Source organism: Wenyingzhuangia gracilariae (genome assembly GCF_056387575.1).
The window spans coordinates 1,858,751-1,885,214 of sequence record NZ_CM150748.1; the positions used below are offsets into that span (position 1 = coordinate 1,858,751).

A 26,464-nucleotide genomic window follows, 5' to 3' on the forward strand; every position below is an offset into this window, starting at 1 on the left:
TATGCAAGAAACCTCTTTTCTAAACAAACTAAAAAAGGCTTATCAAAGCATTTATCTAAACAATTTGTTCTTTTACCTATTGTCTGGATTTGTGGTTTTGTTTGTTCTTAGTTTTTTCATCAAAGAACTCTACCTCCTTAGCCAACTGCTATTTGTAGTTTTTATAGGAATTGTTTGTTTTGATATTTACTTAGTTTTTAGAATTCAAAACGGAATTGAAGCCACCAGAACACTGCCCGAAAAATTATCTAACGGAGATCAAAACACCATCAACATACAACTAAAAAACAACTATACTTTAGATGTTTTTATAGAAGTTATTGATGAACTTCCTGCTCAATTTCAAATTAGAAATTTTAACCTAAGCACCAAACTAACGGCACAAAGTTCTAAAACCCTTTCATACAATGTAGTTCCTACAGAAAGAGGAGCATACCATTTTGGACACACCCACATTTTTGTGCATTCTGTTTTAAATATGGTCACTAAAAAATATGTTTTAGGACAAGAAACAGTTACCAAAACCTATCCTTCTTTTTTAAAATTAAAGCAGTTCGATTTAAAAACCATCAACAGTTTATCTTCTGCATATGGAATTAAAAAAGTAAGACGAATTGGAAATTCTTTTGAATTTGAACAAATTAAGGAATACGTACAAGGCGATAATATTAAAGACATTAACTGGAAAGCAACGGCTAAAAAAAACCAGTTAATGGTCAATCAGTTTATAGATGAAAAAGCTCAGAACATTTACATGTTAATTGACAGAGGACGAACCATGAAAATGCCTTTTAACGGACTTAGCTTGTTAGATTATGCCATTAACACATCTTTAATTGTTAGCAATGTAGTTATTCAAAAACAAGACAAAGCAGGTTTGTTTTCATTTTCAAAAAACATCAATGACTATGTGTCAGCAGAAAGAAGAAATCATCAATTAGGTATGATTTTGGAAGCCTTGTACAATGTAAAAACAAATTACGAAGAAACCGATTTTGGAATTTTATACAGTGCCATTAAACAAAACATAAGACAACGTAGCCTGCTATTGCTATACACCAATTTTGATAGCATGGATGCATTGGAAAGGCAAATGAGTTATCTTAGAGCCATTAACAAAAGTCATATACTTATTGTTATTTTCTTTAAGAATACAGAAATTTTAGAACTTGCTAACAAAAAAGTAAGTACAGAACAAGAAGTCATCAAAAAAACGGTCGCAGAAAAATTTATTTACGACAAAGAATTAATGGTTTTAGAGTTAAGTAAATACGGAGTAAACTCTATTTTAACAACTCCCGAAAACTTAACCATAGACTCCATTAATAAGTATATAGAAATTAAATCTAAAGGATTAATATAAAAGAACATGAGCAACCCACTTTTACAAGCATTTAACACCCCTTACGGTACAGCTCCTTTTGAGCAAATAAAAAACGAACACTACAAACCTGCTTTTGAACAAGCCATTAAAAAGGCCAAAGAAGAAATTGATGAAATTACCAATAATAGCGAAGCCCCTACTTTTGAAAACACCATTAAAGCTTTAGATTTTTCTGGTCATACCTTAAGTAGAATTTCTTCTATTTTCTTCAATTTAAACTCGGCAGAAACCAACGATGAAATGCAAAAAATTGCACAAGAGGTTTCTCCAATTTTAACCGCTTTTTCTAATGATGTTAGTTTAAACGAGGAATTGTTTAAACGTGTAAAAGCTGTTTATGAACAACGTACTTCTTTAGACTTAACTATTGAGGAACAAACATTGTTAGAAAAAAAATACAAAGGTTTTTCACGCAATGGTGCCAATTTAAATAATGCCGATAAAGAAACGTTAAGAGCAATAGACACGGAGCTTTCCAAACTATCTTTAACCTTTGGTGAAAACGTATTGGCAGAAACCCAAAACTACGAACTACATATTAGTAATGAAAAAGACCTAAGTGGTTTGCCAGAGGGGGCTATTGAAGATGCTGCACAAACAGCCAAAGAAAAAAACAAAGAAGGTTGGGTGTTTACCTTAGACTTTCCTAGTTACATTCCTTTTTTAACCTATGCAGACAATAGAGAGCTACGTAAAGAACTAGCCATTGCTGCCGGAAAAAAAGGATTTCAAGACAACAAAAACAATAACGAAAAAATTGTTTTAAAAATTGTTGAATTGCGTGCCAAAAGAGCAGAATTGTTAGGTTATAAAAGCCATGCTCATTTTGTTTTAGAAGAACGTATGGCTGAATCTGCTGATAAAGTAACCGATTTCTTAGAAAACATGTTGCAAAAAGCAAAACCTAAAGCTTTAGAACAATACAATCAACTAAAAGACTTTGCTCGTAAAAAAGATGGAATTGAAGATTTTCAGAAATGGGATGGTGCTTATTACAGTGAAAAATTAAAACAAGAACTATTCGACTTTGATGAGGAAATTTTAAAACCTTATTTTCAATTAGAAAACGTAATTAACGGTTCTTTTGAAATTGCCAAACGCTTGTACGGATTGCAGTTTAAAGAGGTAAACAATATAGAAAAATATCATAAAGATGTTAAAACCTATGAAGTTACCGATGAGAAAGGCAATTTTATAGCGGTTTATTATGCTGATTTTCATCCTAGACCAGGAAAAAGAAACGGAGCTTGGAAAACAGGCTACAAAAGCCAATGGATTTTAGATGGCGAAAACTCTAGACCTCACATTTCTATTGTTTGCAATTTTACCAAACCTACAGCAAGCAAACCAAGTTTGTTAACTTTTAACGAAGTAACTACTTTGTTTCACGAGTTTGGACATGCTTTACACGGTATGCTAGCCAACACCACCTACCCTAGCTTATCTGGAACTTCGGTTTCTTGGGATTTTGTGGAATTACCAAGCCAAGTCATGGAAAACTGGTGTTTTGAACAAGAAGCTTTGGAATTATTTGCCAAACATTACAAAACAGGAGAAGTAATTCCGAACGAATTGATTCAGAAAATTAAAAAAGCATCAAACTTTTTAGAAGGGCTACAAACGTTAAGACAATTGAGTTTTGGTCTTTTAGACATGGCATGGCACAGCCAGAGGCTGTTTAGTAATGACAGCAACAACGTGAAAAGCGTGAAAGAATTTGAGACCGAGGCTTTTAAAAGCACGCAATTATATCCTGATGTAAAAGAAAACTGTATGAGTACTGCTTTTTCTCACATCTTTCAAGGTGGCTATTCGGCAGGATATTATTCATACAAATGGGCAGAAGTTTTAGATGCGGATGCTTTTGAATATTTTAAAGAAACAGGCATTTTTAATAGAGACACCGCTACAAAATTTAAAGACTTTGTACTTAGCCAAGGAGGGACACAAAAACCGATGGACTTGTACAAACAATTTAGAGGTCACGAACCCAAACCCGATGCTTTGCTAAAAAGAGCAGGATTGTTGTAAACATAATATCACACACTAAAAAAGCTGTTTATACTTGCTATATAATCAGCTTTTTAATTTTAATACAATGCTTAAATTCCCATTTCTTTCCAGATTCCAATATCAACTTTAAAGCATGAAAATTTTAATTATTGAAGACGAGCCTGAATTATTAGATAACATTAAGAATTCTTTAGAAAAAGAACAGTTTTTGGTAGAAACTGCATCGGATTACAATACGGCTATAAATAAGGTATTTGTTTATAATTACGATTGTATTTTATTAGATATTATGTTGCCTAATGGGAGTGGATTGGATATTTTATCTCTATTAAGAAAAACAGGAAAAGGCCAACATGTAATTATCATATCAGCAAAAGATTCTTTAGAGGACAAACTAACAGGGTTAGAATTAGGTGCTGATGATTATTTAACAAAGCCTTTTCATTTAGCAGAATTAAATGCCCGTATTAAAGTCGTACTTCGCAGAAACAATTTAGATGAAAAAAATATTCTTCAGTTTTACAACACACAGTTAAATCTAGATGAACGATTACTTACTATTGATGACAAAAACATCCCTTTAAACAGAAAAGAATTTGATATTCTTACTTATTTTTTCCTGAATAAAAATAGATTAATCACCAAAACTGCATTGGCAGAACATGTTTGGGGAGACCAAATAGACCAAGTAGATAATTTTGATTTTATTTATTATCAAATAAAAAATATCCGAAAAAAGCTACAAGAATCTAAAGCTCAAATAAAATTTGAAGCTGTTTATGGAGTAGGATATAAAATAGTAGAAAATGAAACTCCTTAATCAATCTCTTAAGTACCTTTCTGGCTCTATACTCATTATTATTACATTATGGGCGGTTGTATTTTACTTAAACATGTTGCAAGAGATAAAAAAAAGCATTGATGAAGGCTTAGAAAACTATAAAAGAATCATCATTCAGAATGCTAAAAAAGATCCCACTATCTTAACCAAAACTTACTTTGATGAAAGTTTTTTTACCATTCATAAAATAAACAAAAAAGAAGCTTTTACAATTAAAGACCAGTACAAAGACACGTTATTGTACATGCAAGATTTTGATGATGAAGCACCAGAATCTGAACCTGTTAGAATGCTAACAACTGCCTTTACAATTAACAACAATTACTATTTGTTAAACATTGCCAACTCTATGGTAGAGGAAGACGATTTAATTAAAGAATTATTGTATGACATTGTGGTACTCTACTTATTTTTGGTTTTAAGTATTATATTGATTAACAATATTATGCTTAAAAAACTATGGCATCCGTTTTATAGTTTTTTAAATCAGTTAAAAATTTACAAGCTAGGAAACACCCAAAAACTCCCCAAAATAACAACGGAAACAAAGGAGTTTATGGATTTGCAAAGAGCCGTAAATACTTTACTTGAACAAAATTTAGCTGTTTTTGAACAACAAAAACAATTTATAGGAAATGCCTCTCACGAGCTACAAACTCCTTTGGCAATTACCACCAACAAATTAGAATTACTTTTAGAAGATGAACAACTTAACAAACAACAAGCAAATACGGTTTCTGATGTTTTTAGAAGCATTCAAAAACTTGTTCAGCTAAATAAATCTTTATTGCTATTGTCTAAAATAGACAACAAACATTTTTTAAATAATAAAATCGTCAATATAAACAAAACTACATATGACATTCTAGCCCATTTACAGGATTTTTCTTCATATAAAAACATTTCTATTTCCTGTAAAGAAACTGCTCAATTATCTATAGAAATAGACATTGCCTTGGCCAATATTATTGTTTCAAATTTAATTAAAAATGCTATTATTCATAACACCAATAATGGCTCTATTGAAATCTTTATTGACACCAATTCTTTCACCATAAAAAACGCAGGTATAAACAAATCTTTAGATGCTAATCAAATTTTTAATCGCTTTCATAAATCTACTAACAAAACAGATGGTTCTGGCTTAGGATTGGCTATTGTAAAAGCAATTTCAGATTTATATGGTTTTTCAATTGTTTATTCCTTTAAAGAAAATTCACATTTCTTTAACATTAATTTCACTATTAGTTAACAATTCCCTATTCTTTCCATAATTCAATTATTTCTTTGTTGTATAATTTAAAAATTATACACAAAATGAAATATTTTAATTGTAAAACGACCACCATTCTTTTTCTATTTTGTTTAAAGCTAACTTGTTTTTCTCAAATCACCCCTCCTGGTTTAGGGGTGGATGTAAACACAGTTAGCTGGTTTGCATTGGGACTTAAACAAAACTTAAACAAGAGTAAAACAGTTTCTTCAGCAACTTATATAGGACACAGTTCCTCTAGTACTATTGATAATTCTAATCCTTTTGACAAGAGTGCTCTTTATGTTATAAATCAAGAAATTAGTCATCATTTTAAAGAGCATTGGAAATATTCTGGAGCTTTGAGTTATAGATGGCAAAATTTTTACCATTTAACCCTCCCTTATGATAGAGATAAATCTTTATCTAGGCAAGAAATAAGGACTTACGCCCGTTTTTCTTATTTAACAAAAATCCGTCAATTAGATTTTTCTTTGACCTATAGACCTGAATTTCGTTGGTTTTATAATAGTAATTTTACTCCCTATCATGAATCATTTCAATTTAGATCTAGGATTGCAGGAAAACTTAGTAAATCGTTAAGCCCTAAACAAAAGATAATTTTTACTACAGAATTATTATTTGCGACAAGTCGGGCTGAAAAATGGAGTTCGTTAGAATATCATGAAAGTAGATTTTCTTTATATTATTCGATGTTATTCCCTAAACAAAAAGCAACCTTTAATATAGGTTATATGAATAATTTATTAGGGACACAATTTTCTAAAGACACTCATTATTTAGCTATTGATATTATGTTAAACAACCTATTTCATATCTAAAAAAGCAAGAGCTGTTTATCCAATTGATAAACAGCTCTTTTTTTGTAATTTTAAAGAAAATCGTAGATTATGTTTTCTAAAATTTTAAAAACTCTTTGTGTATTTATATTTTTAATTACAGCATTTCATTGCAGTTCTTATCAATCAATTCATCAAAAAGAAATTCCCAAAGACATTAGTGTAACAGACACCATTAAAATTGTTCACAAAGCATCTAACTACGAAATTATTATTTTAGACCAAGGTTTTAACTTTTGGTTAATGAGCACTGCCAAACAAAGAGGATTTTATAGTCAATCTTATTTAGAAATAAAAAACAATCAGTTGGTAACTACGTGGAATGCACGTGTAAATCAACCCTTAATTTATTCTTCTGATTTGTATACCATGCAAATTAATTACGACTCTACTATAGATTATGGATACGAAGTAAATTATCTGTTGTATAATTACTTTGTTTATTTCCAACAAAAGTATCGTCAAAACTTATCTAATGGTTAGCAAACTTATTGCCTCTTACAAACAACCCAGTCGTACTCAAAAAAGAATTATAGAATTTTTATTCTTATTTGTTTTCTATCCTATTTTTTTAGGCATCAATTCTATTCCGTTAAACATTCGTTTAAGTTTTGCTCCTTTTATTTTTTGTTACCTAATTTTTTTAAGCTACAAGCACAGGGCAAGTTTGTTTAAAAAGCGACAACAAATCAAACCCAAAAACTTTTGGTTAAAAGCCACTTTTCGTTTAATAGTTGTAGCTATAATTACTATTTTATATGTTTTGTATATTGATAAAAACTTGCTTTTCAAATCTGTTTTAACACAAACTGATTTATGGTTAAAAATGATTTGTATCTACTTATTTTTTTCTGTAATTCCTCAAGAATTTATCTACAGAGTCTTTTATTTTAAACGATATCGATTTTTATTTAAAAACAAACACACTTTTTTTATAATCAATGCCTTGGTCTTTTCCATTGCCCATTTAATGTTTAATAGTGTTTTGGTATTGTTTATTACCTTTATTGGAGGTTATATTTTTGCGTATACCTATCAAAAAACAAAATCGTTCTTTTGGGTAAGCATAGAACATTTTATATACGGTAGCTGGTTGTTTACTGTGGGAATGGGTAAAATGATTGGTTTTCCTATTTAACTACGTATTAAAAAATCAACAAAAAGCACAAAAACGTTATTTGGTATATTTTGATTTAAACACTTAACCTTTATTATTTACTTTTGTTATACACAAGAAAAAACACACTTTCATGAACAAGTACGATGTAACCGTTATCGGTTCTGGACCCGGAGGATATGTAGCAGCTATACGTTGCGCACAATTAGGATTAAAAACTGCTATTATAGAAAAGTACAGCACTTTAGGTGGTACATGTTTAAACGTAGGATGTATTCCTTCTAAAGCTTTATTAGATTCATCTCACCATTATCACGATGCCTTGTCTCATTTTGACAAACATGGAATTGGTGTAGACAATGTTACTTTAGATTTTCCTAAAATGATTGAACGCAAAGGTCAAGTTGTTTCTCAAACTTGTGCTGGAATTGATTTTTTAATGGACAAAAATAAAATTGATGTTTATGAAGGTCGTGGAGAGTTTTTTGACACAACACACATCAACATTCATAAAAATGATGGTTCTGTAGAAAAAATTGAATCTGCAAAAACCATTATTGCTACAGGATCTAAACCAGGATCTCTTCCTTTTATTAATATTGATAAAGAAAGAGTCATTACATCTACCGAAGCTTTAAAATTAAAAGAAGTCCCAAAACACTTAATTGTAATTGGTGGTGGAGTCATTGGATTGGAATTAGGACAGGTTTACAAGCGTTTAGGAGCAGAAGTTTCTGTAATTGAATACATGCCTAAAATTGTTCCTGGAATGGATGGAATGTTGTCTAAAGAATTGCAAAAATCTTTAAAGAAACAAGGCTTAAAATTCTTTGTAAGTCACAAAGTAACCTCAGTAACCAATACTGGTGATGGAGTAAAAGTTACTGCAGACAATAAAAAAGGAGAAGAAGTAGTTTTTGAAGGAGATTACTCTTTAATTTCTGTAGGTCGTGTTCCTTTTACCAAAGGATTAGGACTAAACAATATTGGAATTAAAACTACCGAAAGAGGACAAATAGAAACCAACGAACACTTACAAACCAACATCGAAAATATTTATGCTATTGGTGATGTAGTAAAAGGTGCTATGTTGGCTCACAAAGCAGAAGAAGAAGGAACCATGGTTGCGGAATTGATTGCTGGTGAAAAACCACACATTAACTACAACTTAATTCCTGGTGTAGTATATACTTGGCCAGAAGTTGCTGCTGTTGGTAAAACAGAAGAACAATTAAAAGAAGAAGGTATTGCTTACAAATCTGGTTCTTTTAACATGAGAGCTTTGGGTAGAGCAAGAGCTTCTATGGATACCGATGGACAAATAAAAGTTTTAGCAGATGCTACTACCGATGAAATTTTAGGTGTTCATATGATTGGAGCAAGAGCTGCAGATATGATTGCAGAAGCTGTGGTGGCTATGGAATTTAGAGCATCGGCAGAAGATGTTGCTAGAATGTCTCATGCACACCCAACCTATACAGAAGCTATTAGAGAAGCTTGTTTGGCTGCTACTGGAGACAGAGCAATTCATGCTTAAAAATTAAGATAAAAACCTAAAAAATCCCTCTTGAAAATATCAAGAGGGATTTTTTTATACGAACAATTAGCGTAATTATCTTTTATAATACGTCACTATACTAGCTTTAGCCAAAGTGTTGTTCCACAAATAAAAACCAACTGTAGCAGGATTGGTATTGGCATTTAACCCTAACTTATCTGTTTTTAAGGCATGTACTGTAATTATGTATTGATGCATTCCATGTCCTTCTGGCGGACAAGGACCTCCATAACCAGGTTTTCCATAATCTGTAATACTTTGCACAGCACCTTTGGGAGCTAATTTTAATGCTATACTTCCAGCATTGCTTACCAACTCATTTACATTGGCAGGAATATCAAACACTACCCAATGCCACCATCCACTTCCCGTAGGAGCATCAGGATCGTACATGGTAACTGCAAAACTTTTAGTTCCTTGGGGAGCATTGCTCCAAGACAATTGTGGCGATTCATTTTTACCTGTACATCCAAATCCATTAAATTCTTCTGTAATGGTTGCTTGCCCTCCTAAAGTTTTACTGGTTAATGTAAATGTTTTTTGAGCAAATAATGTAGTTCCCAACATTAGGAAAAACAAGCTTAATTGATACGTTTTGTTCTTCATTTCATTTTATTTTTATCAAGTTTAAAGTTAACAATTCAAGCCTAAAGAATGGTGTTTGTTCTTATGTAAAACCACACCAATCCTATTTTTAATTTTATCTTTACTACAAACTTCATCTTTTAAAAAACATTCTATGAATACAAAAATAGCTTGGGGAGTATTAAGCACAGCAAATATTGCTATTAACAAAGTAATTCCGGCCATGCAATTAGGTACTTATTCCGAAATTAAAGCCATTGCATCTAGAAATATTAAAAAAGCTACCCAAATTGCACAATCTTTAAAAATTCCTACAGCATATGGTAGTTATGAAGAATTGTTAGCAGACTCTACTATTCAAGCTGTTTACATTCCGCTACCCAACCATATGCATGTAGAATGGATTTTAAAAGCCTTAAAAGCAGGCAAGCATGTGTTGTGTGAAAAACCTATTGGATTAAACGCAAATGAAGTTATCAATCTGATAAACGAAACTAAAAAACATCCCCAATTAAAAGTAATGGAAGCATTTATGTATCGTTTTCATCCGCGTTGGAATGTTGTAAAAGAACAAATTAAGAGTGGAGCAATAGGTCAATTAAAAAACATTCACAGTTGTTTTACTTATTACAATGTAGACCCAACAAACATTAGAAATATTGCAGAAATTGGAGGAGGGAGCTTGTTAGATGTAGGGTGTTATTGCATTTCTTTATCTAGATTTTTGTTTGAAGAGGAACCTATAAAAGTAAGTGCAAATATAAACTACGATCCTGTATTAAAAACAGACTATATGGTATCGGCTATATTACAATTCCCTAAAGGTACCGCTACATTTACCTGTTCTACCCAACTTTTAAAAAGAGAATATGCCGAAGTTCTTGGAACTAAAGGAGGAATAGAAATTCCACACTCTTTTATTCCAAACAAAGACAATAATAGCAAAATCACCTTAATAAACTCACTAGAAAACAAAGATCTTAATTTTGAAAAATGCAATCAATACACACTGCAAGGAGATGCATTTTCTAAAGCCATTTTGGACAACACAAAAGTACCCACTCCTTTACAAGATGCTTTAAATAATATGATTGTAATTGATCATTTATTTAAAAGTTCTAAAGAAAATAAATGGATCCATATTTCTAAATAATGAAAACACCAATTCCCACACCCAAAGCTTGTTATCTTATTAAAGATAAAACCTATGCATATTGTACTTGTAATCACAGCATAACCAAACCTTATTGTGATGGTAGCCATAAAGGAACACAACACAAACCTTTGCTGTTTAAAGTACCTAAAAATGAAAAAACATTCTTGTGTACTTGTGGCAGTACCCAAAACGCTCCTTACTGTGATGGATCACACTAATTTATAGTCTTTCTAAAGTTATTTCTGGTTAGTTTTAATACTTAACAAAAACAACTTATAAATGCCTGTAATAGAATTAAAAAAAGGAAAAACTTATAAATATTGTACTTGTGGACATTCTGCTGTTATGCCCTTTTGCGACAGCGCACACGCAACTAAAGGAGGTGGAAAACCTATTTTATTTACTGCTGAAAAAGATGGTGATGTTGCCTTATGTGGTTGTGGAAAAAGCAGCAACAAACCTTATTGTGATGGAAGTCACAACTCATAAATAAAAAAGCCTATGAAGAAAACTTCATAGGCTTTTTGTCCCCTTGTTCACCTAAAACATTAATTAACTTTATCTAAAATTTCCTCTGTATTTGCCTTTAAAAATGCACTACTTGCATTGTACAATCCTTCTGCGTATTTTTTACTGTCTACTTTTATCCAGGTTGCATTTTTAGAAAATCTGTTTTCCACAGTTACTAATGTCATTCCCCCTATTTGCTGATAGTTATTAGAAAAAGAAGTTGGCACTACCGTTTGTTGCCTTTGGTAAGCTCTTATCTTGTCTTTTTTCATCACTCCCTGAATCTCAATAGACTTTTTAATTCCTCCGTTGTATTGACCTATAGCACTTGCTGCTATTTTTGCTTTTCCGTAAACAACATCTACAGAAGAGGTAATATTTTTTGATGTCATAGCTCCTTTAATACCTATACTCCCAAAGACCCCTAATTTGGTTGGTTCTTTAGGTGATTGTACTGTGTAATTATTAGCCAATCTTAAATTTGTATTTATTTTTACTTTGGCTACTTTGTCTAAACTTCCTAAATTAAAACCTTTAGATGCAATTTCAGAAAACATAATATACACGTTAACATCTATCACCAAAGCATTGTCTAACTCTTTAGAAATAACGGGAGTTTTAAGACCTTTAAAAACTTGATTTAACTTTTTTGATACCTTAGATCTGTTTTTAAATAAATATGAATATCCATTAGGAACACAAGTTAGCACTCCTGGCAATTCAGATTCTCTTACAAAAGGTCCTGTTGCTTTTTCCCACCCCTCAAAAGTTTCTATTTTGCTTGCTTCATCAGCAGTAATTATTTCATAACCTTTAGATGTAAAATCATTTACAAATTCCTTATATAGTAAATCTGTTTTTTCCTGAATGTCATCTTTTTGAACACCATCTAATCCAACAGCGGCTCTTGCTGTAGCAGATCCTACTTTTTTACCTCTGGTTCCATTGTATCCGTTTTTATAATCAACGGCTTCTTTATAAACCTCGTAGTAAATATTAAACGATTTTATAAATACTTTTTTAGTTTCTTTTTTTGCTTTCTTTAATCCAAACTCTCTGGTTTTTAGTTTTACCTCTGAAATTTGTTGAGCATTTGCTAATGAAATAGTCAACATAGCAATTAATAGTAATCTTGTTTTCATGTTTTTAGTTTTAGTTGTTGCTTATTGTTGTTTTTACACCCCTATAATCTGACCTGTAAATGTAGTTTCTGTTCCATCTTCTGCTTTCATTACCAAGTCTTTAAACGTTACATCTATTTTAGATTCATCGTTACTATTAGTGGTTACCGTAACGGTTCCCGATTGTGCAAACCAATTTTTAGAATCGTGGCTATAAAAAACAATGGTTGCTTTTCCTTCTCCTGGAGTAACGTTAATTCCTTCAGATGCTAAAACTGTGTAAGTTCCTGTATTGATCGATTTCATTAAATCGAAATAAAAGGTTAAAGCAGCACTGCTTGATTGACATGGCTTGGAAATAATATGAACAGTAGATACCAAGGGTTTGCTTTGTGATACTGGTGCACATTCTATATTATCATCTGTAAAAAAGTAATAAGATTCTATTTTGTTTTCTCCAGGATTTTCTGTTACAATATCTGTTACTACAGTTATTAAAGAAGCATATAACGTATTGGTTGATGTTTTAAAAACATTGATTTCGTTTATAAAATTTTCTGCCGTTAAAGACAACGCATAAGACACATCGTTTTTAGCATCTTTCCAAACATATTCTTTTCCGCTTATAGTAAAAACAGGTAACTCAATTTCATCTCCATCATTTTTTGCTGGATTGGTGTCTATTAACAACATTCCAGAACTTGAAAATGTAAACGTTAATTTTTGATTGGTTACAAAAGGAGCATTTTCTATAGCCGTTTCTGTGTTAAACTGAACTACTTGGGTAGGATATTTAGATTTTAAAAGGTTTATAAACTCTGTTTGCGCTGTGGTTAATTCTTTGGTGTCTATGGAGTTGTCAGACTCATCAGATGAACAACTTGTTAACACACTTAAAAATAGACTTAAGAATAAAAATGGTTTTAAAAAAAATGGTTTTTTCATCATAATCGTTAATTTTAGAAACAAAGGAATGGCTTAAAACAACGTTTGTAAATACGGTATTTACCGTATTTTTAATACAAGCCCATTTCATAAGTAAACCTTATAAGACCTGCTACGTTATGTACATTTATTTTTTTCATTAAATTGGTTCTGTGCGTATCTACAGTTCTTGGGCTTATGCAAAGGTTTTCTCCTATTTCTTTATTGGTAAACCCTTTAGAAAGTTCTTTTAAAACCTCTATTTCTCTTTTAGACAACTCTTTTACTATTTTTTGATTTTGATTGGCTGTATTCAGTATTTTTGATTGACTAGATGTAGAATCTGTAAAATTTTGTTCAAAAATTTTATCTCCTTTTTGTACTTCTATAATTGCATCTATTAATACAGATGATGTGGTTGTTTTTAACAAATAACCATGTACTCCAAAATCGTACAACATTTTTACAATTGATTTTTCTTGATACATAGACAACATAATAACTTTAGTAGAAATGTTGTGTTTTAAAATATATTTTGCACAATCGATTCCATTTATTTCTGGCATTTCAATATCTAACAAAATAACATCAACCTTATTTTGCTCTAAAAAATCAATTGCTTCTTTTCCGTTACTAACAATGGCTACTACTTGTATTTCTGTTGTTGTTGCTAAGCTGTTTTTAATACCTTGTGCCATTAACGGATGATCATCGGCTACTAAAACTTTTATCATTTCCATGGAATTTTAACCGTTATTATTGTTCCTTTTCCAAGATTAGACTCTATTGAAACTTTTCCTTGTAACAAGGTTGCTCTTGTTTGAATATTGTCTAATCCTACTCCTTTTTTTAATTCTAAAACAGGAAAACCTACTCCATCATCTTCTACCTTTAGCAACACATTGGTTTTGTTTTTTAACAACAAAAAAGAAACTCTTTTGGCTTTGCTGTGTTTGATGATATTTTGAATAAGTTCTTGAGATATTCTGTATAAATTGTGTTCTATCTTAGAATCGAATCTATGATCTACATTAAAATCATTAAACTCAAAACCAATATCGGTATACTGAAAACTAGATTCTAGCAAATCCATCAGTGCAAATTTTAACCCTAGGTCTGTCAATGCTTTTGGCATCATTCTATGAGATACATTTCTTAAATCTTGGTTTATGTAGGACAATTCTGAAACAATGGTTGTTCGTTTTTCTTCGGATAAATCTTTTACATTATTTCTCATGCACAAAATAACCGTTCCTATTTTTTGCACAATACCATCATGTAATTCTTTGGCTATTCGTATTCTTTCTTCTTCTTGGCTGTTTAACATTTTTTGCAAATACAATTGCTCTCTTTTTTGGTTCTGTTCTAAGACCAATTTGTGCTTGTAACCTATGGCTAGTGAAAAACAAATGTTTTCTAAAATTAAACCTATGTAAAAAACTGTAAATCGTATTTCATTTGTTTCATTGCTCCCCAAAACATGATGCAACAAAACCCCTGTCATAGAGCTTATAAACAAAATAAAAGAACCCCAAATAATATAACTTTTACCTATAAACGAAAACTTAAACAAAGCTATATACCCAATAATTGTAGGCACAAAAATGGCAGGTATAAAAAACAGATGAAATGTGTTAAAAATATAGCTGTTATTCTGGGTTATTAAAGATAGAACTTGTGCTACAGTTCCCACAAAAACAATAAAAATTAAGGGATAGAAAATGTATTGAGTCCATTTTTTAGATTTGCTCCTAATTCCTACAAATTCAAACGCAAACACAAAATACATAGCATTGTAAAGAAACTTAGAATACACATCAAATTTTTCTAAACTACTTTGAATTGGAGCTATAATTTGCGCAGTAATATTGTTTTTGGCCAAACAGATGTAACCAAAAATGGTTAAAAACGTATATAATGAATAATACAAATAAGCCTTGTCTTTGTTCTGAAAAAACAAAAACAAATGATAAATGGATAATATAAAAAGTACTCCTAGAACAAATTCTAAAATACCATTTTCATTAGGATGACTAAGTAGCTCTACCAAATTCATAAAATACAATGAATGGTAAAAGTATTTTATGAAAAACAATCCTATTTACAAAAGTTAGAAAAAGATGTCTCAAAAAATAGGATTGAGACAGTTCAACTACGATAAATACTGAGAAGGAGTCTGTTGTGTCTCATTTTTAAAAGCTCTGTAAAAAGAAGCTCTACTTTTAAATCCAGAAAGTTCAGAGATAGCTTCTATAGTAATGGTATCTGATTTTTCTTTTAAAAGAACTTTAGACTCTTCTACTCTGTAATGATTTATCAATCTAGAAAAAGATTGTTGCATTTCTTTATTAATAATTGAAGAAACTAATTGCTGAGAGGTATTTAAATCTTTTGCCAAATCAAAAATGGTATAATCTGGATTTAAATACGTTTTATTACTTTTTAAAAACTCCATAATATCATTTGCGTGTAACTCTCGTTTGCTGATCTCTATTTTGGAGTCTGGTATGTTGTTTAAATCCAATAATTTTAAATCTTTTAAAAAAATAGCATAGGTGTCTTTGTTAAAAATTACTCGGTATTCAAAAGCAAAATAAACAATAAAAAAGTTGATGCAAATAATTACCAAAGGCAGTACAATATACTCTACCAAATACATTGGAATTGTCGCATATAAAATCAAACTTATAATGTTTAACACCCAAACTAGGGTAATAAAATTTTGAACAAAGCCTACTTTAAGCGTACTTCTTGTAGAAAACACATCTTTTATTTTATTCTTAAACTTAAAAACTCTAATAGCAGCTATTGTAAAATAAACTTGTTGCATTACAATAAACAACAAATTAATTACCAATTGTCCTAAAGGAAACTCTTCGTTTTTAAGGCCTTCTAGAAATTGAATCTTTAAGTTTTCAGGCAAACTAAAAAACTCTAAAAACTGATAAAAATTATAGCAAATAATCAATCCTGTTACCCAAAACAAGCCATAGGTTAGTTTTACTTTTTTACCACACATTAGGCTTGTATAGTAAAATACTAAGGGTGCAAACAACAGAGAGGTTCCTTGCACAAAAAAGAAAAGGCTTCCGTATAAAAAAGGAGCATTGGCACTACCCCCTAACAGATTAATTGTATTAGAAATAAAATTAAACCCTGGTATTAAAATAATAAGAGCCAAAAGTTTATTCAGTATATTCTCTTTCCTAAATAATAGAAAAAAGAAAAACAAAATTTGAATGCTTGCTATGCTATTTAAAAACTCCATGTATCAAAAAAAAGAGGAAGATAAACCATCTTCCTCTTTTTAACAAATGTTGTTTTTTATATTTATTTTAAAAACATGCTTCCATTTTTTCTTTGATCAAATCTAATCTTAAATTTCCTACGGAACCAATATGGGTGTGATTTACATTTAAATCTGGTTTAAATTCTCCATTCTGAATTTTAACACCTACAATTTTATAAGCATCTCTAAAAGGAGTTCCTGCTTGTACCAAAGCATTTACTTCTTCTACACTAAAAATGTATTTGTACTTATCATCTTCTACAATGTTTTCTGTGATAATGATGTTTTCTAAAGAGAACACCATCATATCTAGACAAGATTTTAAGGTAGATACCGATGGAATTAATCCTTCTTTTACCAATTGTAAATCACGGTGATATCCGCTTGGTAAATTGTTGGTAATTAACGTTAACTCGTATGGCAACGCTTGTAATTTGTTACACTTTCCACGAATCAATTCAAACACATCTGGATTTTTCTTGTGAGGCATAATACTAGAACCTGTTGTTAATTCATCAGGAAAGGTAACAAAACCAAAATTCTGACTCATATACAAACAGATATCCATACTCATTTTTGCCAAAGTTGCTGATAAACTTGCAATGGCAAAAGAAATAGATTTTTCTAATTTACCACGTCCCATTTGAGCCGCTACTGAGTTTACTTTTAAGTTCTCAAAACCTAATTCTTTAGTAGTCATTTCTCTATCAATAGGGAAAGAAGAACCGTATCCTGCTGCAGAACCTAAAGGATTTTGATCTGCAACTTTGTAAGCCGCATCTAAAAAGTACACATCATCAATTAAACTTTCAGCGTAGGCAGAAAACCACATTCCAAAAGAAGATGGCATAGCCACTTGTAAATGCGTGTAACCAGGTAATAGGTGATTTTTATATTTTTCAGCCAATTCAATCAATAAATCAAACAATTTTTTAGCCCAATCTTTTAATTCCAAAATGGCATCTTTAGAATACAAATGCACATCTAACAAAACCTGATCATTACGAGAACGTGCTGTGTGAATTTTCTTTCCTGCATCTCCTAACTTTTCAGTTAACAACCACTCTACTTTAGAGTGTACATCTTCAAAAGAATCTTCAATGGTAAACGTTCCATCTTCAACCGTTTTTAAAATGTTGTTTAACTCGGCTACCAAACCTTCTAATTCAGCATCTGTAATAGTCCCAATAGCATTTAACATTCTGGTCTGAGCAATGTTTCCAAGTACATCGTACTTCGCCAATTGCAAATCCAATTCTCTATCGTTTCCTACAGTAAAAATGTCAATCTTTTTGTCGGTTGCATAACCTTTGTCCCAAAGTTTCATCTTGATTCTTTTTGTGTGTGGGCAAAGATAGTTTTTTAGGTTGTAATGTTAAAAGTGAGAGGATTTAAAATTTATATCGGACAATTTAGTCCGTTATTTGTTTTATTCTTATATTTGTACAACACAAAAAGAGAAGTATGTTTTCTAAAGCTTGCGAATACGGTATTAAAGCTACGTTACACATTGCCAACCAAACTAATTTAGGAGCAAGATGTAGTGTAAAAGATATTGCACAAGCCATTACATCTCCCGAAGCTTTTACTGCTAAAATATTACAGTCTTTAGCCAAAGGTAAAATCATTACTTCTATAAAAGGAGCCAGCGGAGGTTATGTAATAGAGGCTGAAAAACAAAAGAATGTAACTCTATTAGAAATTGTAACTGCCATAGATGGTCCTAAAATATATAGTGGTTGTGGGTTGGGCTTGCATCAATGTAACGAAGACAAGCCTTGTCCTATCCATCATGAATTTAAAGCCATAAGAACCAATTTAAAAGAAATGTTAGAGAATACTAGTATCCTGAAATTGAGTTTAGGCTTAGCTGAAGGATTAACTCATTTAAAGATTTAAAAAATTTAAATATAAATCGGATAAAAACATCCAATTAAAACAAAATCATTATGATAACTGCACAACAAATTATAGGAGAATTGGTAGCTCAAAACTACCGAACAGCCTCCATTTTTAAAGCTCATAAAATTGATTTTTGCTGTAATGGAGACAGAACCATTGTACAGGCTTGTGAGAAAAAGAAACTGAATGTTCAAAAAATTCTAGAGGAACTAAACAATCTACCCAACTCTTATATTGATAACACTACAGATTTTCAATCTTGGGATCTTGATTTGTTAGCTGATTATATTCAGAAAAAACATCACCGATATGTAGTCGCTAAAATTCCAGAAATTAGTCAATACCTTAAAAAAGTAGCTACTGTACACGGACAACATCATCCTGAATTGTTAGAAATTAGAGATTTATTTTTAGCCTCTGCAGAAGAATTAACCGCTCACATGCAAAAGGAAGAAGCGATTGTATTTCCATTTGCTAAACAAATTGCCATGGTTCAAGGAAATCCTATTGAAAAACCTTTTTTTGACACTTTAGAAAACCCGATTGATTGTATGAAACACGAACACGACAATGAAGGGGAACGCTTTAGAAAAATAGCCGCTTTAAGTAATGATTATACACCACCTAAAGAAGCTTGTAATACATACAAAGTAGTATTTGCCATGCTAAAAGAATTTGAAGAAGATTTGCATATGCATATCCATTTAGAAAACAACATTCTATTTCCAAAAGCCATAGCCCTAGAAAAAGAAATTGAGTATGTTTAGACAAACACTCAATGATTAATTTTTACTATAAACACAAAAGCCCAAACATTAAATGTTTGGGCTTTTAAATAATTCCTAATTAATTATACTATACCTCTTAATAAATCAATATAAAAAGCAACTCCATCATACACTTCTTGTACGTAAATAAATTCATCTGCTGAATGAGAACGTAAAGAATCTCCTGGTCCTACTTTTACAGATTGGCAAGTTAACCTACATTGATCTGACAAAGTTGGAGAACCATAAGTCTTCTTCCCTAAAGCAATTCCAGATTTTACAATGTCGTGATTTGGATCTATAGATGATGAATTTAATCGTAAAGAACGTGGAATAACATCACACTCAGTATTTTCTGCTATAATTTCTGCAATTTCCGCATTGCTATATTGATCGGTTACTCTACAATCTACCACAAAAGTTAATTCCGAAGGCACCACATTATGTTGATTTCCTGCATTGATTTGAGAAACCGTCATTTTTACCTCTCCTAAAAATGGAGACACTTTTGGAAACTTATAAGAATTGATCCACTCTAAATCTTTTAATGCCTTAAATATTGGATTTTGATGATTCGGAATGTGTGCTGCATGCCCAGGAGTTCCCGTAACTTTTCCATCAAAAACCACCAAACCTTTTTCTGCAATAGCCAAATCTAACAAAGTAGGTTCTCCCACAATGGCCACATCTATTTTAGGCATGATGTTTTGCATGTAGGCAATTCCGTTCTCACCAGAAATTTCTTCCTCGGCAGTGGCTGCCAACACAAAATTGTATTTTAAATTTTCTTGATTGTAGAAATACACAAAAGCAGACATTAATCCTACCAAGCATCCTCCAGCATCATTAGAACCTAAACCATATAATTTATCCCCTTCTATTTTGGCCTCAAAAGGATCTCTTGTGTATGCTTGATTTGGTTTTACCGTATCGTGATGTGAGTTTAATAAAATTGTAGGTTTGCTCTCGTCAAAATATTTATTGGTTGCCCAAACATTATTCAAATCTCGTTTTACTTCAATTCCTCTTTCCTTTAACCATGCTGATAAAATTTCGGCTGTAGATTCTTCTTCTTTAGAAAAAGATTGGGTTTGAATTAAGGTTTGTAATAATTCTAGTGCTTCTTTTTGTAGTGTTTCTATCATACTATATTTTGCATCTCGACTCCGCTCGATGATCTTTTTCAATTAATTATTTTATATAAAAACAGATACCGTTCTTAATTTGCATATACTAAAACGAATCTCTAACAAACTGTTCGATGAATTCTACAGTTAGATGTTTTAATATATCGCTTATAAAATCCTATTTTCATCTCGACTCCCCTCAATGACCAACCTAGGTGTTCGAGCGGAGTCGAGAACTAGTTTACAAAGTCAACGTTGTAAACAATTGTTTTTTATTTTTAATTACCGTTGGGTTTCCTATAATTACTTCTGACACTCCTTGTCCTAAAGCATTGAAACAGTTTTCCATTTTAGGCAACATTCCATCTGCAATAATTCCATCCGCTTTTAACTGTGCATATTTTTCTGAGTTGATGTCTGTAATAACAGAATCATCATCATCTACAGAAGTTAACACTCCATTTTTCTCAAAAGTATACACCAAAGAAACATCATATAAATCTGACATTCCTACAGCGATGGTACTTGCAATCGTATCTGCATTGGTGTTTAACAACTGCCCTTTTCCATCGTGCGTAATGGCACAAAAAACAGGAGTCATTCCACCATTGATAAACGTAGCAATATTTTGTGCGTTGATGCCATCAACATCACCAGCAAAACCGTAATCTATATCTACCACCTTGCGTTTGTGAGCCTGAATAGAATTTCCATCTGCACCAGAAAGTCCTAAAGCATTACAATTTTTACTTTGCAACGTTGCTACGATGTTTTTGTTTAACAAACCTGCATACACCATGGTTACAATTTCAATAGTTGCTTCATCAGTCACTCTACGTCCGTTGATCATTTTGGCTTCTATACCTAAATCACCTGCCAATTGAGTAGCACGTTTTCCACCTCCGTGAACCAATATTTTATTTCCTTCTAAAGCAGCAAAATCCGTTAAAAAACTTTCCAATGCCTCTGCATTGTTAATTACGTTTCCTCCTACTTTTACGATGGTTAGTTTTTTTTTCATATTGATGGTAAAATTATTAATTGATTTATATATTCGTAGAAAAAAATTTTAACTAAAATTTAAAATTGTTATGAAAACAAAGAAACAAAGAAACAAAGAAACAAAGAAACAAAGAAACAAAGAACGTGGTATCTTATACATTTACTAATACTCAGTCATTTTTTATTTAGTACCTCCTGTTCTAAAAACAATGAATTGATAGAAGGTAAACCTACAAAAGTATCAAGTATAAAAAACTTACAATTTGTAGACAACAAAATTTCTTTTAATAATAAAAATGAATTCCTTAAAGAAATAGAATCTATAAAACTATTAACTCCAGAGAAATATTATAATCAATATGTAAAACCTAATATACAATCTGGCTTTATACCACTTAAGCCGTATTTTGAAAACGATGATGAAAGATTAAAATATCTTGAAAAATTCTATTTAAACAACGAAGATGAAATAGTCTTTGAAGAAACAATCATACTTGATCCAAATTTTCAAGTTTTACTAAATAAAAATAGAGAATTAATAATTGACAATAAACTATACCGTTACACATCTGAAGGTGTATATATACAACCAATAGTAGACCATAATAATTCTAGAAAATCTTTAATTAAAGAGGCTAAAAATAATGTAACTTTTATTAAACTTAATCTTCAAAATAATATAATTTCCGATTACAGCCAAATAGGCGAGATTAAGAATGAGACTAAGCATCCATTAACATCTATGAGAACTAGTAATGATAGTGAAATGACATTTGAAAACTCATCCAATTTAGATTATGACGAGGAAAGAAGAAATAGTTTATGGGAGAAAAAAATAGGAATTAATCACACAACATATGTTTACACACCAAACAATAGAAGAGTTAAAATAAAATATTGGGACAACAACTATCTTTTATTTAGCTCTACTGGAATGGAGGTTAGATTTCAGAAAAAAAGAAAAGTTTGGAGATGGACTTTTTGGGAAAAATCATACCCTTCAAAAGTCCAGTTAGGTATCAACAACATGAGTCTTATTAGAAAAAAACCATCTATATATAACTTCAACAACGATTGGAGTAACGATACATATCAATTTGAGTATTATAATAGATATTATGACTCTTATGGTAAAGAAGTCTCCAAAGAAAGAATATATAGTTTTCCTTTAAATACAGCAAATGTAGATATCCCGAACAACATCATTAACATCAATCTTAAAGTCCCTCTTTTTAATGAAATTCATTTAGATTATACAAAAATAGATTTATATAAATCCATTAATAATTTAGCTCAACAGCAATTAAAAAATGGGATAAAGCAACTATCTAATGTCTTAAAAAACACATCTGAACCAGCTTTTAAAATACGTAATCAAGATAGTTGGAATCAACTATATACTATTGGTAATATAAAACATATTAAATCTGGCGACAATAGTATTAAAAAATATATAGACTTAGGATTTATGATTGGATATTCTCACACCCTAGGAGGTAATTTTAGTTTTAGTAATTTTTCTTTTTCAAATTACAAAACAATTCAAGAAATAAAAAGTTTTGATATTTATGGTGCAGCTTTATATAATGGTAGGTGGTACGGTAAAAGAATTATTGGTTCAAATTAATTTTAAATTATCATGAAAAACTATAATAAAATTACATTTATTTTATGTTTTTTCACTTTGCTTTCTTACTCACAAGAAAGCAAAGTTGAAAAAAATATTTATGGAGGTCAAATAGGTGTATACGGAATATGGACATACAATGAAACTCAACTTATACACAATACAGTATTAAGAACAGAAATAGGAACAGATATTGGTTTTGGTAAAAACTTTTTTATAGCAAATCCATCTATAACTATTGAGCCTAAATGGTACTATAATATTAAGAAAAGACAAATCAAAGGAAAAGACATTAAAAACAATAGTGCTAATTTTATAAGTCTTCAGACTAAATATTATTTAGATAATATTATTAAAAACAATCAAAGAGAAGAATACAACCTAAACAATATTCTAAAAAGTAATATCACTTGGGGAATTAGAAGAAATATTAACAATTCCCTAAACTATGAAACAGGTTTTGGACTTGGTATTCAACGTAATTTTAAGACTAACAATTTCGAATCTTCAATCAATATTCACTTAAGATTTGGTTTAGGATGGTAATAAAAAAAATATTCATCTACACAATAATCATTAATTGTTTAATTTCCTGTTTTTTTCAAAAAAACATATACACTTCTTTTGATTATAATAGTAACAATAAAACTATTGATTTTAGACAAGGAAAATGGTTGATTTCAAATCAAAAAATCATTAATACTGATTCTGATAACTTATTTAAAAATCACCCTTTAAATTCTTTTTTAAAGGGTCGATTAATGCAAATTGAGACATTAAAGAACAACAAAGGTCAATATGTTTTTCCCTTTCCTATCAAAGAAAAGCTATCTAAAAAAGATCTTAAAATAATTAGAGAACTAACAAAACATGATTATATCATTGTGCCTTCCGTTAAAAACATTTTCAACCAAAATATTACGAAGCAAAAAATAGGAATTCATGAAACTCGTTCCAATGAGATTCAGTTTAATATTCGTATTTATGATTTAGCCAATTCAAAGTTAATATACAACCTTTCATGCTTTGCTGTAGAAGTTGAATCTTCTGATAAAAAAAATAATTTTATAAGTAATTTTAACACCCACTATTTAGCAAAAAAAATTTTAAAGGAAATTAACAAAAATTCCATTTATTAAATTGATACACAAACATAGTCGAGGTATATAACAAATATACTTCGACTACGTTCTGTAACCACCTATCGATGACCTTATTTTAAATTCTCTAATATCTTTTTTAATACAACTTGTGCAGAATACGTTCTGTTGTTAGCTTGTTTGATAACGATTGAATTTTCAGAATCTATAACCTCATCTGCCACAATTACATTTCTACGAACTGGTAAACAGTGCATAAATTTTGCATTGTTTGTTACGGCCATTTTATCAGCTGTAATCATCCAAGAACTATCTGTGTTTGCTACTTTTCCGTAATCTTTATAAGATGACCAGTTTTTGGTGTAAATAAAATCTGCTCCTTCAAAAGCTTTCTTTTGATCGTACTCAATAGTAGCTCCTTTGGTTCTTTCCGGGTTTAATTCATACCCTTTTGGATGAGTAATCACAACTTCAAAATCATCTTCGTGAGCCAAGGCCATTTCTGCAAAAGAATTTCCTACTGCATGAGGCAAAGCTCGTGGATGCGGTGCCCAAGACAACACTACCTTTAATTTCTTTTTGGCAGGTTTGTGCTCCTCAATCGTAATAGCATCTGCTAAGGCTTGTAATGGATGCCCCACGGAAGATTCCATGTTTAAAATAGGCACGGTAGCATATTTTACAAAAGCAGACAATACTTCTTCTGCTTCGTCTTTTTCTTTGTCTTCTAATCCTGCAAATGCACGAATCGCAATCACATCACAATATTGAGAAATTACCTCAGCTGCTTCTTTTACATGTTCTGATTTTCCCTGATCCATAATACGACCATCTTCAAACTCTAACTGCCATCCTTCCGAACCAAAATTCATTACAATAGGCTCCATTCCTAAGTTTAATGCTGCTTTTTGAGTACTTAAACGCGTACGCAAACTGTTGTTAAAAAACAACAAACCAATGGTTTTGTTTTTTCCTAAAGCCTGATCTTTTAATGGATTCTTTTTGATTTCAATCGCTTCTTTTACCGTGTCTTTAATACTTGGTAAATCGTGAATGGATAAGTAATGTTTCATATAAATATGGGATTCTTTGAATCTTGTAATTGTTTATTTCTTTCTTCTTAACAAAAAAGAGTTCTTGATTGCTCAAGAACTCTGTAAAATTACTAATAATAAATATCTTATAATAATTCTTTCAGTGCTTTCACAAACACATCAATATCTGCTTTGGTTACATTTAAAGGTGGTAAAATACGCAACAAGTTTTTGTTGTTAGCTCCTCCTGTAAATATTTTATAATCGTAAATTAATTTCTTTCGCAATTCTCCTACTTCGTAATTAAATTCCAATCCAAGCATTAGTCCTTCTCCTTTTACTTGCTTTAAACCCGGAAGGTCTTTTACTACTTCTTTAAAGTATGTGTTTACCTCTGCAACATTTTGCATTAGTTTTTCTTGCTTCATTACATCTAACACTGCAATACCCGCAGCACAAGCCAAGTGAGAACCACCAAAAGTAGTTCCTAACATTCCGTACCAAGGCTCAATATGATTGGCAATTAACACACCTCCAATAGGAAAACCATTCCCCATTCCTTTTGCCATTGGAATTATATCTGCTTTTACTCCATGGTGTTGATGTGCAAAGAATTTACCAGAACGTCCGTAACCAGATTGTACTTCATCTAGAATAAGACATACATTATTCTCTTGTGTAATTTTTCTTACTTCTTGTAAAAACTCCGTGGTTGGCATATCTAACCCTCCTACTCCTTGGATAGGTTCCACAATTACCGAAGAAACATCTCCTTTGGCAATTTCTGCTTTTACCAACTCAATATCATTCAACGGTAAAATGGTAACCGGATTGTGTGCGTTGATAGGAGCAATAATTTTTGGATTGTCTGTAATAGAAACGGCTCCAGAAGTACGTCCGTGGAATCCGTTTTGAAACGCAATAACTCTAGATTTTTGATTGTAGAACGATGCTACTTTAATTGCATTTTCATTGGCTTCTGCTCCACTAGAACATAAAAACAAAGCATAGTCTTCTCCACAACCAGACAATTCTCCTAATTTATCAGCCAATTCTTGCTGTAAAGGATTTTGAATAGCATTAGAATAAAAACCAATATTACTCAACTGATTTTCTAAAGCTACTTTGTAAGTTGGATGTGTATGACCAATAGAAATCACACCGTGACCTCCGTATAAGTCTAAATATTTATCTCCTTTATCGTCCCACACATAAGCTCCTTGTGCTTTTACAGGAGTTACGTTGTATAATGGGTAAACGTCAAATAATTTCATTTTTTCTTAGTATTAAGTACT

27 protein-coding genes are annotated in these 26,464 nt (G+C 31.1%); 16 read left to right on the forward strand and 11 right to left on the reverse strand.

Annotated features, from left to right (window positions below; genetic code table 11):
* The first annotated feature begins 1 nt into the window (after position 1).
* From ACY2IJ_RS08120 to lpdA, 8 genes are all read left to right on the forward strand, one after another.
* Entirely contained in the window at positions 2-1,363 is a 1,362-nt protein-coding gene (locus tag ACY2IJ_RS08120; RefSeq protein WP_476723862.1) for a DUF58 domain-containing protein, read from the forward strand.
* Positions 1,364-1,369: 6 nt separating this feature from the next.
* A complete protein-coding gene (locus tag ACY2IJ_RS08125) occupies positions 1,370-3,415 on the forward strand; it encodes a M3 family metallopeptidase (protein WP_476723863.1) in 2,046 nt (681 codons plus the stop codon).
* Positions 3,416-3,530: 115 nt separating this feature from the next.
* The gene (locus ACY2IJ_RS08130; protein WP_476723864.1) at positions 3,531-4,217 is read left to right on the forward strand and encodes a response regulator transcription factor; all 687 of its coding nucleotides are present in this window, start codon (positions 3,531-3,533) and stop codon (positions 4,215-4,217) included.
* A complete protein-coding gene (porY, locus tag ACY2IJ_RS08135) occupies positions 4,204-5,490 on the forward strand; it encodes a PorY family sensor histidine kinase (protein ID WP_476723865.1) in 1,287 nt (428 codons plus the stop codon). The genes ACY2IJ_RS08130 and porY overlap by 14 nt, the downstream gene beginning before the upstream one ends.
* 65 nt (positions 5,491-5,555) lie before the next feature.
* Positions 5,556-6,332, forward strand: coding sequence for a DUF2490 domain-containing protein (locus ACY2IJ_RS08140; RefSeq protein ID WP_476723866.1), 777 nt, complete (start codon positions 5,556-5,558; stop codon positions 6,330-6,332).
* Between the two features lie 69 nt (positions 6,333-6,401).
* On the forward strand, positions 6,402-6,833 hold the full coding sequence (locus ACY2IJ_RS08145; RefSeq protein WP_476723867.1) for a DUF6146 family protein: 432 nt from the start codon (positions 6,402-6,404) through the stop codon (positions 6,831-6,833).
* Positions 6,826-7,488, forward strand: a complete 663-nt coding sequence (locus tag ACY2IJ_RS08150) for a CPBP family intramembrane glutamic endopeptidase (protein WP_476723868.1) — start codon at positions 6,826-6,828, stop codon at positions 7,486-7,488. The genes ACY2IJ_RS08145 and ACY2IJ_RS08150 overlap by 8 nt, the downstream gene beginning before the upstream one ends.
* A gap of 112 nt (positions 7,489-7,600) precedes the next feature.
* The gene (gene lpdA / locus ACY2IJ_RS08155; RefSeq protein WP_476723869.1) at positions 7,601-9,004 is read left to right on the forward strand and encodes a dihydrolipoyl dehydrogenase; all 1,404 of its coding nucleotides are present in this window, start codon (positions 7,601-7,603) and stop codon (positions 9,002-9,004) included.
* A 75-nt stretch (positions 9,005-9,079) separates the two neighbouring features.
* Here the strand turns inward: lpdA and ACY2IJ_RS08160 are convergent, their stop codons facing one another.
* Entirely contained in the window at positions 9,080-9,631 is a 552-nt protein-coding gene (locus ACY2IJ_RS08160) for a YbhB/YbcL family Raf kinase inhibitor-like protein (protein ID WP_476723870.1), read from the reverse strand.
* A gap of 133 nt (positions 9,632-9,764) precedes the next feature.
* Between ACY2IJ_RS08160 and ACY2IJ_RS08165 the strand changes: the two genes are divergently transcribed.
* The 3 genes from ACY2IJ_RS08165 to ACY2IJ_RS08175 all read left to right on the forward strand — a co-directional run bounded on the left by ACY2IJ_RS08165 (position 9,765) and on the right by ACY2IJ_RS08175 (position 11,255).
* Complete coding sequence (locus ACY2IJ_RS08165) at positions 9,765-10,763, forward strand: Gfo/Idh/MocA family protein (protein ID WP_476723871.1); 999 nt, start codon at positions 9,765-9,767, stop codon at positions 10,761-10,763.
* Positions 10,763-10,984, forward strand: coding sequence for a CDGSH iron-sulfur domain-containing protein (locus ACY2IJ_RS08170; RefSeq protein ID WP_476723872.1), 222 nt, complete (start codon positions 10,763-10,765; stop codon positions 10,982-10,984). The genes ACY2IJ_RS08165 and ACY2IJ_RS08170 overlap by 1 nt, the downstream gene beginning before the upstream one ends.
* 61 nt (positions 10,985-11,045) lie before the next feature.
* Positions 11,046-11,255: a CDGSH iron-sulfur domain-containing protein gene (locus tag ACY2IJ_RS08175; protein WP_476723873.1), complete on the forward strand. Its 210-nt coding sequence runs from the start codon at positions 11,046-11,048 to the stop codon at positions 11,253-11,255.
* Positions 11,256-11,314: 59 nt separating this feature from the next.
* Here ACY2IJ_RS08175 and ACY2IJ_RS08180 read toward each other — a convergent pair whose 3' ends face one another.
* The 6 genes from ACY2IJ_RS08180 to argH form a co-directional block, all read right to left on the reverse strand.
* Complete coding sequence (locus tag ACY2IJ_RS08180; RefSeq protein WP_476723874.1) at positions 11,315-12,418, reverse strand: hypothetical protein; 1,104 nt, start codon at positions 12,416-12,418, stop codon at positions 11,315-11,317.
* Positions 12,419-12,451: 33 nt separating this feature from the next.
* Positions 12,452-13,345 (reverse strand): hypothetical protein, encoded by an 894-nt coding sequence (locus ACY2IJ_RS08185; protein WP_476723875.1) that lies wholly within the window; start codon positions 13,343-13,345, stop codon positions 12,452-12,454.
* A gap of 68 nt (positions 13,346-13,413) precedes the next feature.
* Positions 13,414-14,055 (reverse strand): response regulator, encoded by a 642-nt coding sequence (locus ACY2IJ_RS08190; protein WP_476723876.1) that lies wholly within the window; start codon positions 14,053-14,055, stop codon positions 13,414-13,416.
* Positions 14,052-15,377 (reverse strand): sensor histidine kinase, encoded by a 1,326-nt coding sequence (locus ACY2IJ_RS08195; protein ID WP_476723877.1) that lies wholly within the window; start codon positions 15,375-15,377, stop codon positions 14,052-14,054. The genes ACY2IJ_RS08190 and ACY2IJ_RS08195 overlap by 4 nt, the downstream gene beginning before the upstream one ends.
* A 96-nt stretch (positions 15,378-15,473) precedes the next feature.
* On the reverse strand, positions 15,474-16,502 hold the full coding sequence (locus ACY2IJ_RS08200; protein WP_476723878.1) for a helix-turn-helix domain-containing protein: 1,029 nt from the start codon (positions 16,500-16,502) through the stop codon (positions 15,474-15,476).
* A gap of 154 nt (positions 16,503-16,656) precedes the next feature.
* Positions 16,657-17,937, reverse strand: coding sequence for an argininosuccinate lyase (argH, locus tag ACY2IJ_RS08205; protein ID WP_476723879.1), 1,281 nt, complete (start codon positions 17,935-17,937; stop codon positions 16,657-16,659).
* A 137-nt stretch (positions 17,938-18,074) separates the two neighbouring features.
* Between argH and ACY2IJ_RS08210 the strand changes: the two genes are divergently transcribed.
* Together ACY2IJ_RS08210 and ric are read left to right on the forward strand one after the other, a co-directional pair.
* On the forward strand, positions 18,075-18,509 hold the full coding sequence (locus ACY2IJ_RS08210) for an RrF2 family transcriptional regulator (protein WP_476723880.1): 435 nt from the start codon (positions 18,075-18,077) through the stop codon (positions 18,507-18,509).
* Between the two features lie 50 nt (positions 18,510-18,559).
* Positions 18,560-19,279 (forward strand): iron-sulfur cluster repair di-iron protein, encoded by a 720-nt coding sequence (ric, locus tag ACY2IJ_RS08215; RefSeq protein ID WP_476723881.1) that lies wholly within the window; start codon positions 18,560-18,562, stop codon positions 19,277-19,279.
* Positions 19,280-19,362: 83 nt separating this feature from the next.
* On the opposite strand, the gene ACY2IJ_RS08220 is transcribed toward ric, so the two are convergent.
* Both ACY2IJ_RS08220 and argB read right to left on the reverse strand, forming a co-directional pair.
* On the reverse strand, positions 19,363-20,424 hold the full coding sequence (locus ACY2IJ_RS08220) for a M20 family metallo-hydrolase (RefSeq protein WP_476723882.1): 1,062 nt from the start codon (positions 20,422-20,424) through the stop codon (positions 19,363-19,365).
* Between the two features lie 223 nt (positions 20,425-20,647).
* Positions 20,648-21,427 carry an acetylglutamate kinase gene (gene argB, locus ACY2IJ_RS08225; protein ID WP_476723883.1) on the reverse strand — a complete coding sequence of 260 codons (780 nt, stop codon included), beginning with the start codon at positions 21,425-21,427 and terminating at the stop codon, positions 20,648-20,650.
* A gap of 195 nt (positions 21,428-21,622) precedes the next feature.
* On the opposite strand from argB, the gene ACY2IJ_RS08230 reads away from it, so the two are divergent.
* From ACY2IJ_RS08230 to ACY2IJ_RS08240, 3 genes are all read left to right on the forward strand, one after another.
* Complete coding sequence (locus tag ACY2IJ_RS08230) at positions 21,623-23,035, forward strand: hypothetical protein (protein ID WP_476723884.1); 1,413 nt, start codon at positions 21,623-21,625, stop codon at positions 23,033-23,035.
* Positions 23,036-23,047: 12 nt separating this feature from the next.
* Entirely contained in the window at positions 23,048-23,581 is a 534-nt protein-coding gene (locus ACY2IJ_RS08235) for a hypothetical protein (RefSeq protein WP_476723885.1), read from the forward strand.
* Between the two features lie 128 nt (positions 23,582-23,709).
* Complete coding sequence (locus tag ACY2IJ_RS08240; protein ID WP_476723886.1) at positions 23,710-24,174, forward strand: hypothetical protein; 465 nt, start codon at positions 23,710-23,712, stop codon at positions 24,172-24,174.
* 74 nt (positions 24,175-24,248) lie between these two features.
* Here the strand turns inward: ACY2IJ_RS08240 and ACY2IJ_RS08245 are convergent, their stop codons facing one another.
* Positions 24,249-25,208: an N-acetylornithine carbamoyltransferase gene (locus ACY2IJ_RS08245; RefSeq protein ID WP_476723887.1), complete on the reverse strand. Its 960-nt coding sequence runs from the start codon at positions 25,206-25,208 to the stop codon at positions 24,249-24,251.
* Positions 25,209-25,315: 107 nt separating this feature from the next.
* Positions 25,316-26,443 carry an aspartate aminotransferase family protein gene (locus ACY2IJ_RS08250; RefSeq protein ID WP_476723888.1) on the reverse strand — a complete coding sequence of 376 codons (1,128 nt, stop codon included), beginning with the start codon at positions 26,441-26,443 and terminating at the stop codon, positions 25,316-25,318.
* Positions 26,444-26,464: the final 21 nt, after the last annotated feature.